This window comes from Pseudomonas oligotrophica, assembly GCF_021726475.1.
Classification (GTDB): domain Bacteria; phylum Pseudomonadota; class Gammaproteobacteria; order Pseudomonadales; family Pseudomonadaceae; genus Stutzerimonas; species Stutzerimonas oligotrophica.
The window spans coordinates 1-14,871 of sequence record NZ_JAKJRU010000007.1 but is presented as its reverse complement, the minus strand read 5'-3'; the positions used below and the strand labels follow the sequence as shown (position 1 = coordinate 14,871).

Sequence of the window (14,871 nt, the reverse complement as noted above, 5' to 3'; positions counted from 1 at the left end):
TATTGCCCCCGCCTGAGGTACCCTTGCGCGAAAATCGAAGGCCTCCCAGGAACACCCCATGCCCGAGTCGATCAAGGTCCGTGCTCAGCGCCAGGCGCACTGCAAAGACTGCAGCCTTTCCGGCTTGTGTTTGCCCCTTTCGCTGAACATGCAGGACATGGACGCGCTGGATGACATCGTCAAGCGCGGGCGCCCGCTGAAGAAAGGCGAAACCCTGTTCCGCCAGGGCGACGGCTTCGCCTCGGTGTTCGCGGTGCGCTCGGGAGCGCTGCGCACCTTCAGCGTGACCGACAATGGCGAGGAGCAGATCACCGGCTTCCACCTGCCCAGCGAACTGGTCGGTCTCTCGGGGATGGATACCGAGGCCTACCCGGTCACCGCCCAGGCCCTGGAAACCACCTCGGTGTGCGAAATCCCCTTCGATCGCCTGGACGAACTGAGCGTGCTGCTGCCGCAACTGCGCCGCCAGCTGATGCGCATCATGAGCCGCGAGATCCGCGACGATCAGCAGATGATGCTGCTGCTCTCGAAGAAGACCGCCGACGAGCGCATCGCCACCTTCCTGATCAACCTGTCCGCTCGCTTCAGCGCTCGCGGTTTCTCGGCCAACCAGTTCCGCCTGCCGATGTCGCGCAACGAGATCGGCAACTACCTGGGGCTCGCGGTCGAGACGGTGTCGCGGGTGTTCACCCGCTTCCAGCAGAACGGCCTGCTCGAGGCCGAGGGCAAGGAAGTGCGCATCCTCGATCCGATCGGCCTGTGCGCCCTGGCCGGCGGCAGCCTCGACACCGACGCCGCCCGCTCGGAGTAGGCGATGATCTTCGACGAGTACAGCATCAAGACCCTGATCCGCCCGGTCGTCGACTTTCCCCGCCCCGGCGTCGTGTTCCGCGACATCACACCACTGCTGCAGTCGCCGAGGGCGCTGCGCATGGTGGCCGACAGTTTCATCCAGCGCTACATCGAGGCCGAGTTCAGCCACATCGGTGCGCTGGACGCCCGCGGCTTCATCATCGGTTCGATCGTCGCCTACGAACTGAACAAGCCACTGGTGCTGTTCCGCAAGCAGGGCAAGCTGCCGGCCGACGTGCTCGCACAGCCCTACCAGACCGAATACGGCCAGGCGCACCTGGAAATCCACGCCGACAGCCTCTGCGAGGGCGATTCGGTGGTGCTGTTCGACGACCTTATCGCTACCGGCGGAACCTTGCTGGCAGCGGCGCAGCTGGTGCGTCGCATGCGTGCCGACATCCACGAAGCGGCAGCCATCATCGACCTGCCCGAGCTGGGTGGCTCGCAGAAGCTGCAGGATATCGGCATCCCCACCTTCACCCTCACCGCCTTTGCCCTGAACGACCGCTGATCGCGGTCGACGCGCACCGCGGAGCCCACTCGATGCCTGCTCGCCTGGCCTGCCGGCTGCTGATCTGCCTGGCACTGCTCGCCAGCCCCGCCCTGGCGCTCGACCGGGTCGGGCTGCTGGACGAGGCGAACCTGCTGCTGTTCCCCCAGCCGCGCCCCCTGCCAGCCGTCCAGCTGGTCGACCAGGACGGCCAAGCGTGGCAAAGCGGCAATCACGGGCAACGCTGGCTGCTGCTGTTCTTCGGCTTCACCCACTGCCCCGATATCTGCCCGACCACGCTCAGCGACATGCGTCGCCTGCTCGACAGCCTCGAGCCTTCGCTGCGGGGCAGGCTGCAGGTGGTGCTGGTGACGGCCGATCCGGCACGCGATACACCCGGGCGGCTGAAGGAATACCTGGGCTATTACCGGGCTGGCTTCCAGGGCTTGACCGGCGAACTTGAGCAGCTGCAGGCCTTGTCGCGCGCCTTGGGCCTGCCCTTCGTGCCCGCTGGGCAAACCGACGGGGACTACAGTGTCAGCCACAGCGGCAACATCGCGCTGGTCGGGCCGGATGGCAAGCTCCACGGCCACCTGCGTGCGCCGCTGCGGCCCGAGGCCTTGCGTGAGGCGCTGCCCCAGCTGATCGGGTCAGGCCGCTGAGACCGCGCCTTCTCAGTGGCAGTCCAGGGTATCGGCGAGCACGTAGGCCTGGAATGCGACTTCGTCGACCGCCTGGCGGACCAGTTCGGGCAGCTCCCCGCCCCGGATCCAGCGCTGCAGGCGCTCTTGCACGTCCGACCGGTCCGCAGCCAGCCCCAGGCTGCGATCGGCGTCCGCGAGGCTCGGCAGGAGCCGGTTGTAGCGCTGCCACTCGGGCAGTTCGGCGAGCGGCTGCAGCAGGACGACATCCTCCACCACTACCTTGCATTCGCCGAGCTTGAGGCCGATCAACGCGTGGGCCGAACTGGGATAGCGCCTGGGCGTAGCGTCGTAGCGCCGAGCGACCAGCTCATCGGCGTCGTGCCCCTCGGCGATACAGAAGACCTGCCCGGCCAGCGCGTCCCAGCCGAATTCGCTACCCGCCGGCGCCAGCGCCGCCACGGCGGAGCGGTAGTAGACTGCGCCGTCGGCCACGCCCAGGCGCAGCCTGGCGCGCTCTACTGCCAGCTCGGCCGGCAGTGCGGCGAGCAACCTTGTTTCCAGGCTCTCGTCGGCGTTGCTGGACAGCGCCCGGGGCGAAGCCGCGACCACCGTCGCGCCACCCAGCCACAGGCCGGCCAGCAGGCACCAGCACCACCCCGCCCTCATGCGCGCACCTACACGTACTGGTAGCGCAGCACGCGCTGCTTGAATTTCTCCAGCACGACCTGGTCGATCAGCGTCGCCAGGATGGCGATGACCAGGATGTTCATCATCACGCCGGTCATGTCGGCGATCTCACCTGAGTAGGCCAGCGAGCGCCCCAGGCCCTGGCCGAAGCCGATCAGCATCTCGGCCGAGATCAGCGCCCGCCAGGCGTTGCCGAACGCCAGCTGGGCACCGGTGATGAGCTCGGGCATCACCGCCGGCAGGTAGACGCGGCGCAGCAGCTGCCAGCGCGAGGCGCCCATGACCCGGGCGGCCGAGACATGCACCGGCTGCACGCTCTCGGTGGCGTTCATCACCGACAGCGCCATCGGGAAGAACGCGGCCAGCGCCACCACCACGATGATCGGCAGGTTGCCGAAGCCCATCACGATGAGGAACAGCGGTACCCAGGCGATCGAGGGGATCGACTGCAGGATGACGATGGCCGAACGGAGGATTTCGCGGAAGAAGAACAGCACGCCCCCGACGAGGCCGAAGCCGATGCCGAACAGCAAGGCGAAGCTGTAGCCGCTGCCGAGCCGGCTCATGCTGCCGAGCAGGCCTTCACGGAACTGCGCTTCCTGCACCGCCGCCTGCATGCGCTCGAGCACGGTGGGAATGCCGGGCATCAGGAAGTCCGGCAGGCTCCAGGCCGCGGCCTGCCAGATCAGCAGGATGAACAGGACGGCGAGTACCACCGCGACATATTTCTTGGGTCCGGTCAGACGACGCTGCTGGCTCATGGGTGTGCAACCTCCGTCTTGATGCCCAGCAGGCGCAGGATCTCGCGGCGCTCGGCAGCGAACTCCGAGAGATCGTGGCTCTTCTCGCAGTGGGTGAAGTTGAAGGTCTGCAAGACTTTCGCCGGACGGGCACTGAACACCAGCACGTGGTCGGCAAGGTAAAGCGCCTCGTCGACGTCGTGGGTGACCAGCAGCACGGTCGGCTGGTGTTCCTCGATGAGCTCGCGCAGCACGTCCTGCAAGGCCATGCGGGTCAGCGCGTCCAGCGCGCCGAACGGCTCGTCCAGCAACAGCACTTCAGGCTTGGCGATGAACGCGCGCGCCAGCGCGGTGCGCTGGCGCATGCCGCCGGAGACCTGGTGCGGGTAATAGTCTTCGAAGCCCTTCAGGTTGACCCGCTCGAGCCAGCCCTGCGCCAGTTCGAAGGCCTCCTGCCGGCTCACGCCCTGCAGCTCCAGCGCCATGGCCACGTTGGCCTGCAGGCTGAGCCATGGGTACAGCGCATGTTCCTGGAACACCAGGGTGCGACTCGGGTGCGGCCCGCTGATCGGACGACCGTCGGCCAGCACCTTGCCGGCCGAGGGCTTCTCCAGCCCGGCCACCAGGTGCAGCAAGGTCGACTTGCCGCACCCCGAGGGGCCGACCAACGCAACCAGCTCGCCCTGCGCAAATTCGCCGCTGAAGCCCTTGATGACCTCCAGCTGGCCGAAGTGCTTACCTACCTCTTCAAACCTGAGCTGCATATTGACTCTTCGAATGGCGGAAAAAAGCAGCCCGGCTAGCCGGGCTTCGGAAAACGGAGCGCCCGGGCTGGCCGGGCGCGTGGCTGGCGCGACGAATCAGAGTTCGCGCGACTCCTGCCAGGACAGGTCGAGGATCGCCCGGGTGTCGAACGGCTTGCCGTCACGCGTCTTCAGCGAACCCTGCTCCTGGAGGATATCGGCCAGTTCCTGGATGCGGGCCAGGTCCGAATCATCCAGCTTGGAGCTGAAGTCCTGGGTCGCGATGGCTTCCTCGATGACCACTTCGCGGGCCAGCTCGCCACGCTCGCGGGTCTTGAGCACCGGCTCGGCGATGAAGTAGTCGGCGATCAGCTTGGCCGCCTCGGCCGGCTGCTTGTCGAGCAGCTCGATGGCGTCGCGCTGGGCATCGAGGGTCTTCCAGATGGCGTCCTTGCGCTTGGCCAGGGTCTCGCCGGAGGTGATCACCACCATGCACGGGAAGGGCCAGACCTCGCCGATCTCGTAGATCTGGCGCACCGGCGCCACCAGACGGGCGATACGGTCGTAGGGTTCGAAGAGGAACGCCGCATCGACCCGCCCGGACACCAGCGATTGCACGGCCACCGCCGGGCTCACGCCCATGATGTTGACGTCGCTCGGCTGCAGGCCGGCGGCCTTGAGCGTGACCCCGCGCAACACGGCGTCCGCGGTGCTGCCCTCGCGCTGGGACGCCAGGGTGCGGCCCTTGAGGCCGGCCACGTCGTTGATGCCAGCCTCTTCGCGCACCAGGATCGAGTGATAGCCACGCTGGGCGCCACCCACCACCTTGAGGTCTGCGCCCTTCGAGGCCCAGGCCACCGCGTTGGTGAAGCCGAGCACGCCGGTGTCCAGCTGGCCACCGACGATGGCCTTGATCAGATCGGTGCCCGAGCTGAACTCCACCAGTTCCACCTCGACACCATGCTTGGCATACAGCCCGGCCTCATGGGCGACCATCGCCTGGGCATCGTCCATCACGCGGATGTAGCCGACCTTGAGCTTTTCCTGGGCCTGGGCGAAGGCGCTGAACAGGACCAGGGCGGGGAGCAGCCAGAATTTCGCTTTCATTCTTTCCTCGACTGACAGGCATATAACCAATTCGAAGGAATATATTCGATTTGGTTATCTGTTGGAGTTGGCTTAGAACTTTACCCGAAACGCGCCAGGGAGGGCACTAGCAAAGCGCTATATGGTTAACCCGCCGCGCTATAGCGGGTCGCTACAGGCTGACCGGCTTGCGCCCGGCGAGCGCATGCGCCAGCGTGCCGCCGTCCACCAGGTCCAGCTCGCCGCCCAGCGGTACGCCGTGGGCGATACGGCTGACCGTGAGCCCGCGCGGCGCGAGCAACTGGGCAATGTAGTGCGCCGTGGCCTCGCCCTCGACGGTCGGATTGGTCGCCAGGATCACCTCGCTGAACGCACCTTCGGCGACCCGCGCCAGCAACTCGGGAATGCCGATGGCCTCAGGGCCGAGCCCGTCCAGCGGCGAGAGATGGCCCTTGAGCACGAAATAGCGGCCGCGATAACCGGTCTGCTCGACCGCAAACACATCCACCGGGCTCTGCACGACGCACAACAGCGAATCGTCGCGCCGCGGATCGGCGCACTGCGGGCACAACGCCTCTTCGCTCAGCGTGCGGCACTGGCGGCAATGGCCGACGTTCTCCATCGCGCTGGCAAGGACCTCGGCCAGGCGCCGCCCGCCGCTGCGGTCGCGCTCGAGCAGCTGCAGCGCCATGCGCTGCGCGGTCTTCTGTCCGACGCCGGGCAGGATGCGCAATGCGTCGATGAGCTGGCGGATAAGCGGGCTGAAACTCATGCGGGGAAAATCGCCAATCGGAGGGACTTGACGCAGGGTGCCATTCGGCACCTGCGCGGATAGCCGGACGCCGTGGCAGCGCCCGGGCGAGCCGTCTGAGTCAGAACGGCATCTTGAAGCCAGGCGGCAGCTGCATGCCGGCGGTCATACCGGCCATCTTCTCCTGGCTGTTCTGCTCGATCTTGCGCACGGCATCGTTCACCGCGGCGGCGATCAGGTCCTCGAGGATCTCCTTGTCTTCCTGCATCAGGCTGTCGTCCAGGCTGACACGCTTGACGTCATGACGGCCGTTCATGACGACGCTGACCAGGCCGGCGCCGGACTGGCCGGTCACCTCGGCATTCGCCAGCTCTTCCTGCATCTTCTGCATCTTTTCCTGCATCTGCTGCGCCTGCTTCATCAGGCCGGCCATGCCACCTTTCATCATTTCATCACCTCAAGCGGGTCGGGTTTCTGGTTGTTCGACGGGTTCGATGGTGCCTTCGCGAACCACCGCGGAAAATTGCTGCATCAATTGCTGGACCAGCGGATCGGTCTGGATCGATCGCTCGGCGGCCGCCTGGCGCTCGCGGCGACGACGCGCCGCGGCCTGGGCCGGGGTTTCCTGCTCGGGCGCGACCAGCTCGATGACCAGCTTGATCTCGCGCCCCTGGTACTGGCTCAGCGCGTCGTTCAGCCGACGCTGCTGGGTGGCGTTGAACAGCGCGCTCTGGGCCGGATCGAGGTGCAGCACCCAGCGATCGCCATCCACCGCAACGAGCGTGCAGTTGGCGGCGATGCTTCCGGTCAGGCCGGACAGCCCGAGCTTGAGGTACAGCGCCTGCCAGTCGGCCGCCAGCCCCGTGGCCGGCGCCACCGCCGGCAGCGGCTCGTCGGCGGGTGGCTCGTCGCTGCTGTCCTGCATCAGCTCCTCGAGATAGACCTCGGCCTGGTTCTCGACCTCGAAATAGTCCTCGTCGGTGAGCGGCGGCTCGTCGTCGTCCGCATCGTCGGCGACGATCGCTGCCGGCGCCTCGCTCACCGCCACCTCGGCCAGGCCGGTCTCGACGGCCTGCGCGCTGACCGCGACCGGTGCTTCGACGGAGGCCTCGACCTGCGCCTCGAGCGGATCCAGCCATGGCAGGTCAGCCGGCGCGGCGGCTTCATCCGGCTCCGCGGCAGCGACCGGCTCGACGACCGCAGCGGCGGGCGCGACGGCAGGCGGAGGTTGAGGAACAGGCGCAGGCGATGCGGGCGGCTCGGCCCGGCTCGCCGCGGCGTCGGCAGCAGCCGGCTGGCCAATGCCCGCCACGTCGGCAGCAGCCGGCTGGCCAATGCCCGCCACGCCGGCAGCGGCCGGCGCGGCCACCGGTCTGGCGACGGGATCAGCCGTGGCCTGGCTGATCCCCTGGGGCTTTAGCGAGACCCTCGGCGCGCCGTCCTCGTCGGCCGGGCGGAACGCCAGCATGCGCAGCAGGACCATCTCGAAGCCGCTGCGCGGGTCCGGCGCCAGCGGCAGGTCGCGGCGCCCGATCAGCCCCATCTGGTAGTAGTACTGCACATCCTCGGCCGGCAGTGCCTGGGCCAGGGCCAGCACGCGCTCGCGGTCGCCCTGGCCGTTGTCCACCGCATCGGGCAGCGTCTGGGCGATGGCGGCGCGGTGCAGCACGTTGAGCATCTCGGCGAGCACGCCGCTCCAGTCCGGCCCCTGGTCGGCCAGTTCGCGGACGGCCTCGAGCAGCGCTCGCGCGTCACCCTCGAGCAGCGCCTGCAGCACGCCGAATACCTGGCCGTGATCCAGCGTGCCGAGCATCGCCCGCACGTCGGCGGCCAGCACCTTGCCTTCGCCGAAGGCGATCGCCTGGTCGGTCAGGCTCATGGCGTCGCGCATCGAGCCGTCGGCGGCGCGCCCCAGCAGCCAGAGCGCGTCCGGCTCGAACGGCACGTTCTCGGCCGTCAGCACGTGGGTCAGGTGCTCGACCACGCGCTCGGGCGGCATGTTCTTCAGCGAGAACTGCAGGCAGCGCGAGAGGATGGTTACCGGCAGCTTCTGCGGGTCGGTGGTGGCGAGCAGGAACTTGACGTGCGGCGGCGGCTCCTCGAGGGTCTTGAGCAGCGCATTGAACGAGTGCGACGAGAGCATGTGCACTTCGTCGATCAGGTAGACCTTGTAGCGCCCGCGACTCGGCGCGTACTGCACGTTGTCCAGCAGCTCGCGGGTGTCCTCGACCTTGGTCCGGCTCGCGGCGTCGACCTCGATCAGGTCGACGAAGCGCCCCTCGTCGATCTCTCGGCAGACCGAGCACTGGCCGCAGGGCGTCGAGCTGACGCCGGTCTCGCAGTTCAGGCACTTGGCGATGATCCGCGCGATGGTGGTCTTGCCGACGCCACGGGTACCGGTGAACAGGTAGGCGTGATGCAGCCGCCCGCTGTCCAGGGCATTGATCAGCGCCCTGAGCACATGCGTCTGCCCGACCATTTCGCGGAACGAGCGCGGACGCCATTTTCGGGCCAGGACCTGATAACTCATAACACCATCACGGGCTGCAGCGGAGGACGGGTAATGCTAGCGGAGCACACCGCAAATTGCATCCGAGTCACCGACGAGGCGGGCACCGAGGCCGGCGACGACCTGCTCCAGTGCCGGCGCCTGCCCCGCAATGCGCACCTGCAGGCCATCGATCTCGCGGCGCACCGGGTAGTGCTTGCGCAGGCGGTCGAAGGCCGCGCGCCGTGCGGCCTCGTCGCCCTGCAGGCTCCGGCGGAAGTCGGCATCGTCGCGGCGCGGGTCGTAGACCAGCCGGCATAGCGCGGCCAGGCTTTCCTGCGGCTCGGCGACGTCGGACAGGACGATTTCCCGCAGCGGCATTTCCGGCACCAGCGCCTGCAGGTCGCGCGCCGGCGCGAGGCCCTGCGCCTGGCAGAATGCCTGGTAGATCTGCGCCGTGCCGCGCAGCTTGCCGTCCAGGCTGTAGCCGGCGATGTGCGGCGTGGCGATCCGGCACAGTTTCGCCAGCTCGACATCAACCTGCGGCTCGTTCTCCCAGACATCCAGCACCGCCTGCAGGTCGCCACGTTTGCGCAGCTGCTCGCGCAGCGCCTGGTTATCCACCACTGCGCCGCGGCTGGCGTTGATCAGCCAGCTGCCGGGCCGCAGCCGGGCCAGGCGTGGCTTGTCCAGCAGGTGGAAGGTCGCATGCTCGCCCTGGTGCGTCAGTGGCGTGTGCAGGCTGATGACGTCGCACTCGGCGAGGATTTCCTCCAGCCCGACGAAGCCGCCGGCCTCGCGCGCCTGCCGTGGCGGATCGCAGACGCGCACGTCCCAGCCCAGCCCGCGCCACACCTCGACCAGGCGCCCGCCCACCTCGCCTGCACCGACCACGCCGTAGCGCCGGCCGGGCAGCGCGCTGCCACAGGTCTCGGCCAGCGTCAGCAGGCTGCCGAGCACGTAGTCGACGACGCCGCGGGCGTTGCAGCCCGGCGCGCTGGCCCAGGCGATGCCAGCGCGTTCGAAGTAGTCCAGGTCCAGATGATCGGTGCCGATGGTGCAGGTGCCGACGAAGCGCACCGCGCTGCCTTCCAGCAGGCTGCGGTCGACCCGGGTCACCGAACGCACCAGCAGCACCTCGACGCCTTCGAGTGCCGCACGGTTGATGGCGCGTCCGGCCATGCGGCGGATATCACCGTGCCCGGCGAACAACTCGTCGACCAGCGGGATGTTTTCGTCAGCAAGGATGCGCATGGGGGCTCCATTTATGCGATTGGGGCCGGCGGCATGCTGCCGCCTTTCGGCCGGACGTGTTGCGGCATAGACTACTGCGCTTTGTATACAACCGGAACGCAAGCAATGTCCCTCGAGCACAAGCTCCGGCGCATCCGCCAGGAGCTGCGCAGTCTATTTGCCTTGGCGCTGCCGATGATGATCGCGCAGCTGGCCCATACTGCCATGGGCTTCGTCGATACGGTGATGGCCGGCCGGGTCGGATCGGCCGACCTGGCCGCGGTGGCCCTGGGCAACTCGATTTGGGTACCGATCTACCTGCTGCTGACCGGCATCGTCCTGGCCACCACGCCCAGCGTGGCCCAGCGCTTCGGCGCCGGCCAGCACCCGGAGATCGGCCCGCTGGTGCGCCAGGCGCTGTGGATGGGCCTGGGGCTCGGGCTGTTCTGCGCCGGGCTGATGTGGAACGCCGAACCCGTGCTGCGGCTGATGAAGGTCGAGGCGGCGCTGGTCGAGCCGAGCATGCGCTACCTGCAGGCGGTGGCCTGCGGCTTTCCGGCGGTCGGCCTGTACCAGGTGCTGCGCTGCTACAGCGACGGGCTCGGCCACACCCGGCCGAGCATGGTGATCGGCATCCTCGGGCTGATGCTCAACGTGCCACTGAACTACATCTTCATCTACGGCAAGTTCGGCATGCCGGCGCTCGGCGGCGTCGGCTGCGGCGTGGCGACCGCACTGGTCATGCTGTTCATGTTCCTGGCGATGCTGTTCTGGGTGCGCCGGGCGCGCTATTACCGGCCCAGCCAGCTGTTCGCCCGTTTCGACCGTCCGCACTGGCCGCTGCTGCAGCATCTGCTCGCGGTTGGCGTGCCGATCGGCATCGCCGTGTTCGCCGAAGCCAGCATCTTCTCGGTGATTGCGCTGCTGATCGGCGCGCTCGGCGCAACGGTGGTCGCCGGGCACCAGATCGCGCTGAACTTCACCTCGCTGATCTTCATGATCCCCTTGTCGCTGGGCATGGCAGTGACCGTGCGCGTCGGCCAGGCACTGGGCCGCCGCGAGCCGCGCGAGGCGCGCTTCGCCGCCGGTACCGGGATCGCCTCGGCGCTGGTCTACGCCTGCTTCTCGGCAGCCAGCATGCTGCTGTTCGCCGAGCCCATCGCGCGCATCTACACCACCGACCCGGCGGTGGTAGCGGTGGCCACGGGGCTGTTCTTCTATGCCGCGCTGTTCCAGTTCTCCGACGTGGTGCAGGTGACCGCAGCCGGTGCGCTGCGCGGCTACCAGGACACCCGCATGGCCATGGTCTTCACCCTCTTCGCCTACTGGGGCATCGGCCTGCCGCTGGGCTACCTGCTCGGGCTGACCGACCGGCTGGGACCGGCGTCAGGCCCCGGCGGCTTGTGGCAGGGTCTGATCGCCGGGCTGAGCTGCGCGGCCCTGCTGCTCGGCATCCGCCTGGCGCGCAGCGCGCGGCGGGAGATCCGCCGCCTGCGCGACAGCGAGGCTAGAGTTCCAGCGCCAGCATCACCGCACTGAGCACGAGGAAGCCGCTGAAGGCCACGCGCAGCAGGCGCTCTGGCAGCGCATGGGCCAGGCGCACGCCAAGGCTGATGCTGAGCAGGCCGCCGACGGCCAGCGGCAGGCCGAGTGACCAGTCGACCTGGCCATGCAGGGCGTAGGTGACCAGGGTCACGCCGGTGCTCGGCGCGGCCAGCGACAGCGAGAGCCCCTGGGCGATGACCTGGCTGGTGCCGAAGACGCTGGTCAGCACAGGCGTCGCCAGCACCGCGCCGCCGACGCCGAACAGCCCGCCGAGCGCCCCGGCGCCCGCGCCCAGCACGCTGAGCCAGGGCCATGGATGGCGTAGCGTAGCGCCGCCCGGGGTGCGCTGGGTGAAGGCCCGCAACAGCGTGTGCGCCGCCAGCGCCAGCAGGAAGCCGACGAACGCCAGGCGCATCCGCCCGGCATCCAGCGAGACGGCCACGGCGGCGCCGAGGATGGCGAAGCAGAAGCTCGGCACCGCCAGGGCCAGGGCATGGCGCCAGTCGATCCGGTTGCGCTGGTGGTAGCGCCATATGGCCAGCAGCACATTGGGCACCACCATCACCAGGGCAGTGCCCTGCGCCACCTGCTGGTCGAGGCCGAACAGCACGCCCAGCACCGGAATCGCGATCAGCCCGCCCCCGATGCCGAACAGCCCGCCCAGGCTGCCCAGCACCAGGCCCAACAACAGATTCAGCAGCATATCCAGCATCTGGCGACATATCCCTGCGGCAAAGGCTGCCAATGGTAGGGGCCTTCCCCTGGCGGGAAAACGCATAGCCATGCACAATGGCTTTGCATTTTCTGCAAAGCACCATCATGAGCAACGATGATCTTTCCGCTCCACTGCGACTGTTCCTGGACGTTCTGGAAGCCGGCTCGTTTTCCGTCGTGGCCCGCCGGCAGGCGGTGACGCCCTCTTCCATCGCCCGTCGTATCGATGCGCTGGAGCGCAGCCTCGGCTGCGCGCTGTTCAACCGCAGCACCCACGCGGTGCGGCCGACGCCTGCGGCGCTGGCGTTCGCCGAGCGTGCCCGGCGGGTGGTCCATGAATTGCAACTGGCCCGGGCCGAAGCCGGTGCACGCGACGGTGCGCCCCAGGGACTGATCCGCATCGATGCACCAAGCCCCTTCGGCAGGCGCCACCTGGCACCGGTGCTGGCGGATTTTCTCGCCGCCTACCCCAGCGTGGACGTGCAACTGCGCTTCATCGACAGCTTCGTCGACCTGCACGGCGAGCACCTGGGCGAGGTCGACCTGGTGCTGCGCATCGGCCCGCTGGCCGACACCCGCCTGGTCGCCACCCCGCTGGCACCACTGGTGCGCATCGCCTGTGCCAGCCCGGCGTACCTGCAGCGCCGCGGCACGCCACTGCATCCCGGCGAGCTGGAGGGTCACGATGGCCTGGACTGGGACGTATTGGCACCGCCCTATGCCTGGCGCTTCCTGCAGGATGGCAAGCCGCAGGTCTGCCGGCCTGGCCGGCTGCGGATGCGGGCAAACAACGCCGAAGCCTTGCTCAGCGGCGTGCTCGCCGGGCTGGGGATCGCCCACCTGCCGACCTGGCTGATCAGCGATCACCTGTTGCGCGGCGAACTGACCCCGCTGTTCTGCGAACAGGGGCTGCCCGCGGCCGAACCCAGCGGCATCTACGCACTGCGCCTGACCCGCGACGCGGACTCGCGCTCGCGGCTGCTACTGGAATTTCTCAAGGCCCGGTTCGGCCCGTTGCCGCCGTGGGACCTGGCGCTGCACAACGGCCTGCAGCGCCAGTGAAGCTCAGGCGCCGCGACCGAGCTCCTGGGTCACGCCCCAGCCGTCCAGCTCGCCCCCCAGGGGCTCGACCAGGGTCTCCAGGTCCTGCTCGAAATCCCCGATGCCGTCGAAAGTCGCGTACATCACCTTGCTGATCTGCAAGTGCCAGCCGCCATCCTCGCGCGGTAGCACCTGGGCATTGACGCTTTCGCCACGAAACTCACGGGCCGCGCGGCGGGCCTTGTCGCGGTCGGAGAAGATCGCGTAGAACTCGATGGGATGCACCCTGGTGAAATCGAAACCGCCTTCTTTCATCTGGCGCAGGACGGCGCTGCTGACATCCTCGTGGAAGGTGGCGCTCATGGTTCTACCTCCTCTCAAGCGATGGATGAGTCTCTTTAACAACGGACCACGCCAGCGCACGAGGTTCCCTCGGGTCGATGAACAGAGCCATCGCCGGGTTGCGGGCTGGTCTCCCAAGGATAGCGAAGCAATTGCCCGCCGTGGTGCGGCGACTGGGCGGGCGGCAAACTTTGCCGGCCTGCGGCGACAGGAACGCATGGAGGTGCCGCTGCCAGGGTGCACTGGCGCGCTAAGATTCCGCTGCGCCAGCCGATCGCCGTCGTAGCGGCCGCGCTGGCCCGGGAACCTTGCCCGGCAAACGCAGCCTAGACAACGGCCACCTTTCGCGGACGGATGCCGATGAGCCTGACCCTGCACCTGCCCTACCTCGAGCCCTGGGACTGGCAGCAGTTCCACCGGCATTTCGCCCTGCGCCTGCTGCCCGGTGTGGAATCGCTCGGCGAGCGACGCTATAGCCGCAGCGTGCGCGTCGGAACCTTGCACGGCTGGATCCGTATCGAACCGGTCGCAGGCGCGCCGGTGCTGGCGCTGACCCTCTGCGATTCGCTGCTGCCGGCGGCCGAGTCGCTCGGCGCGCGGGTGCGGCGCATGTTCGACCTGGATGCCGACCCACAGGTGATCACCGCGCACCTGGGGCGTGATCCGGTCCTTGCGCCGCTGCTCGCGGCGAGCCCGGGACTGCGGGTCCCGGCGGCCTACGATCCGTTCGAGCAGGCCGTCCGTGCGGTGGTCGGCCAGCAGGTATCGGTCAAGGCGGCCGTGACCATCACCCGGCGCCTGGTCGAGCGGCTCGGCGAGCCCTTGCCCGCAGCGCCTGATGGGGTGCATCTGCTGTTTCCCAGCGCCGAAGCGCTGGCCGGCGCGACGCTGGACAACATCGGCATGCCGGCCAAGCGCCTGGCCGCCCTGCAGCACCTGGCCGAGGCGGTCGCCGCCGGGCGCCTGCAACTGGACATCGCGGCAGGCGCCGACGAACTGGTGCGCCAGTTGTGTCGATTGCCAGGCATCGGCCCCTGGACCGCCGAATACATCGCGCTGCGTGGCTTCGGCGCAGCGGACGCCTTCCCCAGCGCCGACCTGGGGTTGCTCAAGGCACCGCTGTGGGGCACCGAGCCACCGAGTGCGAACGCATTGGCCGCACGCGCCGAGGCCTGGCGCCCCTGGCGCGCCTACGCTGCCGTGCACATCTGGCAGGACTATGCGACGCGGATGCCGGGCTAGAGCCGCGCCTTGCCCCAGGGCCCGGCAGCGACCGCCCACATCAGCAGCCCGACCACCGGCAGCAGCACGATGACCAGGCTCCAGACGACCTTGCGGCCGAATTCGATCCGGCTGCGCCAGACCTGCACCACTGCCACCAGGTCCAGCACAGCCACCAGGATCGCCAGGGGCAGGCTGAGGGTGTCGAGCATCTAGCTGTGTAAACCCACTACGTTGTTCAGTGGAAGCGGAGCGCGGCTGATGGGAGGCCGGTAGCCGAGGCTGGCATGAGGC

Annotated in this window: 17 protein-coding genes; 6 read left to right on the top strand and 11 right to left on the bottom strand. The window is 68.4% G+C overall.

Features of this window, described 5'->3' with window-relative positions:
- Positions 1–58: 58 nt before the first annotated feature.
- Genes fnr through L3N39_RS15125 form a run of 3 tightly spaced genes read left to right on the top strand, consistent with a single transcriptional unit; the run spans position 59 to position 2,004 of the window.
- Positions 59–811 (top strand): fumarate/nitrate reduction transcriptional regulator Fnr, encoded by a 753-nt coding sequence (gene fnr, locus L3N39_RS15135; RefSeq protein WP_237258291.1) that lies wholly within the window; start codon positions 59–61, stop codon positions 809–811.
- A 3-nt stretch (positions 812–814) separates the two neighbouring features.
- Complete coding sequence (locus L3N39_RS15130; protein WP_237258290.1) at positions 815–1,363, top strand: adenine phosphoribosyltransferase; 549 nt, start codon at positions 815–817, stop codon at positions 1,361–1,363.
- 32 nt (positions 1,364–1,395) lie between these two features.
- Positions 1,396–2,004 carry an SCO family protein gene (locus L3N39_RS15125; RefSeq protein WP_237258289.1) on the top strand — a complete coding sequence of 203 codons (609 nt, stop codon included), beginning with the start codon at positions 1,396–1,398 and terminating at the stop codon, positions 2,002–2,004.
- A gap of 12 nt (positions 2,005–2,016) precedes the next feature.
- Here the strand turns inward: L3N39_RS15125 and L3N39_RS15120 are convergent, their stop codons facing one another.
- The 8 genes from L3N39_RS15120 to pdxB form a co-directional block, all read right to left on the bottom strand.
- Positions 2,017–2,652, bottom strand: a complete 636-nt coding sequence (locus tag L3N39_RS15120) for a type 2 periplasmic-binding domain-containing protein (protein WP_237258288.1) — start codon at positions 2,650–2,652, stop codon at positions 2,017–2,019.
- A gap of 8 nt (positions 2,653–2,660) precedes the next feature.
- Positions 2,661–3,434: an ABC transporter permease gene (locus tag L3N39_RS15115; protein ID WP_237258287.1), complete on the bottom strand. Its 774-nt coding sequence runs from the start codon at positions 3,432–3,434 to the stop codon at positions 2,661–2,663.
- Positions 3,431–4,177 (bottom strand): ABC transporter ATP-binding protein, encoded by a 747-nt coding sequence (locus L3N39_RS15110; protein WP_237258286.1) that lies wholly within the window; start codon positions 4,175–4,177, stop codon positions 3,431–3,433. The genes L3N39_RS15115 and L3N39_RS15110 overlap by 4 nt, the downstream gene beginning before the upstream one ends.
- 96 nt (positions 4,178–4,273) lie before the next feature.
- On the bottom strand, positions 4,274–5,263 hold the full coding sequence (locus tag L3N39_RS15105; protein ID WP_237258285.1) for an ABC transporter substrate-binding protein: 990 nt from the start codon (positions 5,261–5,263) through the stop codon (positions 4,274–4,276).
- Positions 5,264–5,414: 151 nt separating this feature from the next.
- Positions 5,415–6,014 (bottom strand): recombination mediator RecR, encoded by a 600-nt coding sequence (gene recR / locus L3N39_RS15100; RefSeq protein WP_237258284.1) that lies wholly within the window; start codon positions 6,012–6,014, stop codon positions 5,415–5,417.
- A 100-nt stretch (positions 6,015–6,114) separates the two neighbouring features.
- Positions 6,115–6,441 carry a YbaB/EbfC family nucleoid-associated protein gene (locus L3N39_RS15095; RefSeq protein ID WP_008567825.1) on the bottom strand — a complete coding sequence of 109 codons (327 nt, stop codon included), beginning with the start codon at positions 6,439–6,441 and terminating at the stop codon, positions 6,115–6,117.
- Positions 6,442–6,450: 9 nt separating this feature from the next.
- Entirely contained in the window at positions 6,451–8,523 is a 2,073-nt protein-coding gene (gene dnaX, locus L3N39_RS15090; RefSeq protein WP_237258283.1) for a DNA polymerase III subunit gamma/tau, read from the bottom strand.
- A gap of 36 nt (positions 8,524–8,559) precedes the next feature.
- Positions 8,560–9,735, bottom strand: a complete 1,176-nt coding sequence (gene pdxB / locus L3N39_RS15085; RefSeq protein ID WP_237258282.1) for a 4-phosphoerythronate dehydrogenase PdxB — start codon at positions 9,733–9,735, stop codon at positions 8,560–8,562.
- 105 nt (positions 9,736–9,840) lie between these two features.
- Here pdxB and L3N39_RS15080 point away from each other — a divergent pair, with 105 nt between their 5' ends.
- Positions 9,841–11,253 (top strand): MATE family efflux transporter, encoded by a 1,413-nt coding sequence (locus tag L3N39_RS15080; RefSeq protein ID WP_237258281.1) that lies wholly within the window; start codon positions 9,841–9,843, stop codon positions 11,251–11,253.
- Here L3N39_RS15080 and L3N39_RS15075 read toward each other — a convergent pair.
- Positions 11,222–11,971, bottom strand: a complete 750-nt coding sequence (locus L3N39_RS15075) for a sulfite exporter TauE/SafE family protein (protein ID WP_237258280.1) — start codon at positions 11,969–11,971, stop codon at positions 11,222–11,224. The two genes, L3N39_RS15080 and L3N39_RS15075, sit on opposite strands and share 32 nt — an antisense overlap.
- Before the next feature lie 107 nt (positions 11,972–12,078).
- Here L3N39_RS15075 and L3N39_RS15070 point away from each other — a divergent pair, with 107 nt between their 5' ends.
- Positions 12,079–13,035, top strand: coding sequence for a LysR family transcriptional regulator (locus L3N39_RS15070; RefSeq protein WP_237258279.1), 957 nt, complete (start codon positions 12,079–12,081; stop codon positions 13,033–13,035).
- Between the two features lie 3 nt (positions 13,036–13,038).
- Here the strand turns inward: L3N39_RS15070 and L3N39_RS15065 are convergent, their stop codons facing one another.
- Positions 13,039–13,377, bottom strand: coding sequence for a ribonuclease E inhibitor RraB (locus tag L3N39_RS15065; protein ID WP_237258278.1), 339 nt, complete (start codon positions 13,375–13,377; stop codon positions 13,039–13,041).
- Between the two features lie 339 nt (positions 13,378–13,716).
- Here L3N39_RS15065 and L3N39_RS15060 point away from each other — a divergent pair, with 339 nt between their 5' ends.
- The gene (locus L3N39_RS15060; RefSeq protein ID WP_237258277.1) at positions 13,717–14,598 is read left to right on the top strand and encodes a DNA-3-methyladenine glycosylase family protein; all 882 of its coding nucleotides are present in this window, start codon (positions 13,717–13,719) and stop codon (positions 14,596–14,598) included.
- Here the strand turns inward: L3N39_RS15060 and L3N39_RS15055 are convergent.
- On the bottom strand, positions 14,595–14,789 hold the full coding sequence (locus tag L3N39_RS15055) for a PLDc N-terminal domain-containing protein (protein ID WP_237258276.1): 195 nt from the start codon (positions 14,787–14,789) through the stop codon (positions 14,595–14,597). The two genes, L3N39_RS15060 and L3N39_RS15055, sit on opposite strands and share 4 nt — an antisense overlap.
- Between the last annotated feature and the right edge of the window lie 82 nt (positions 14,790–14,871).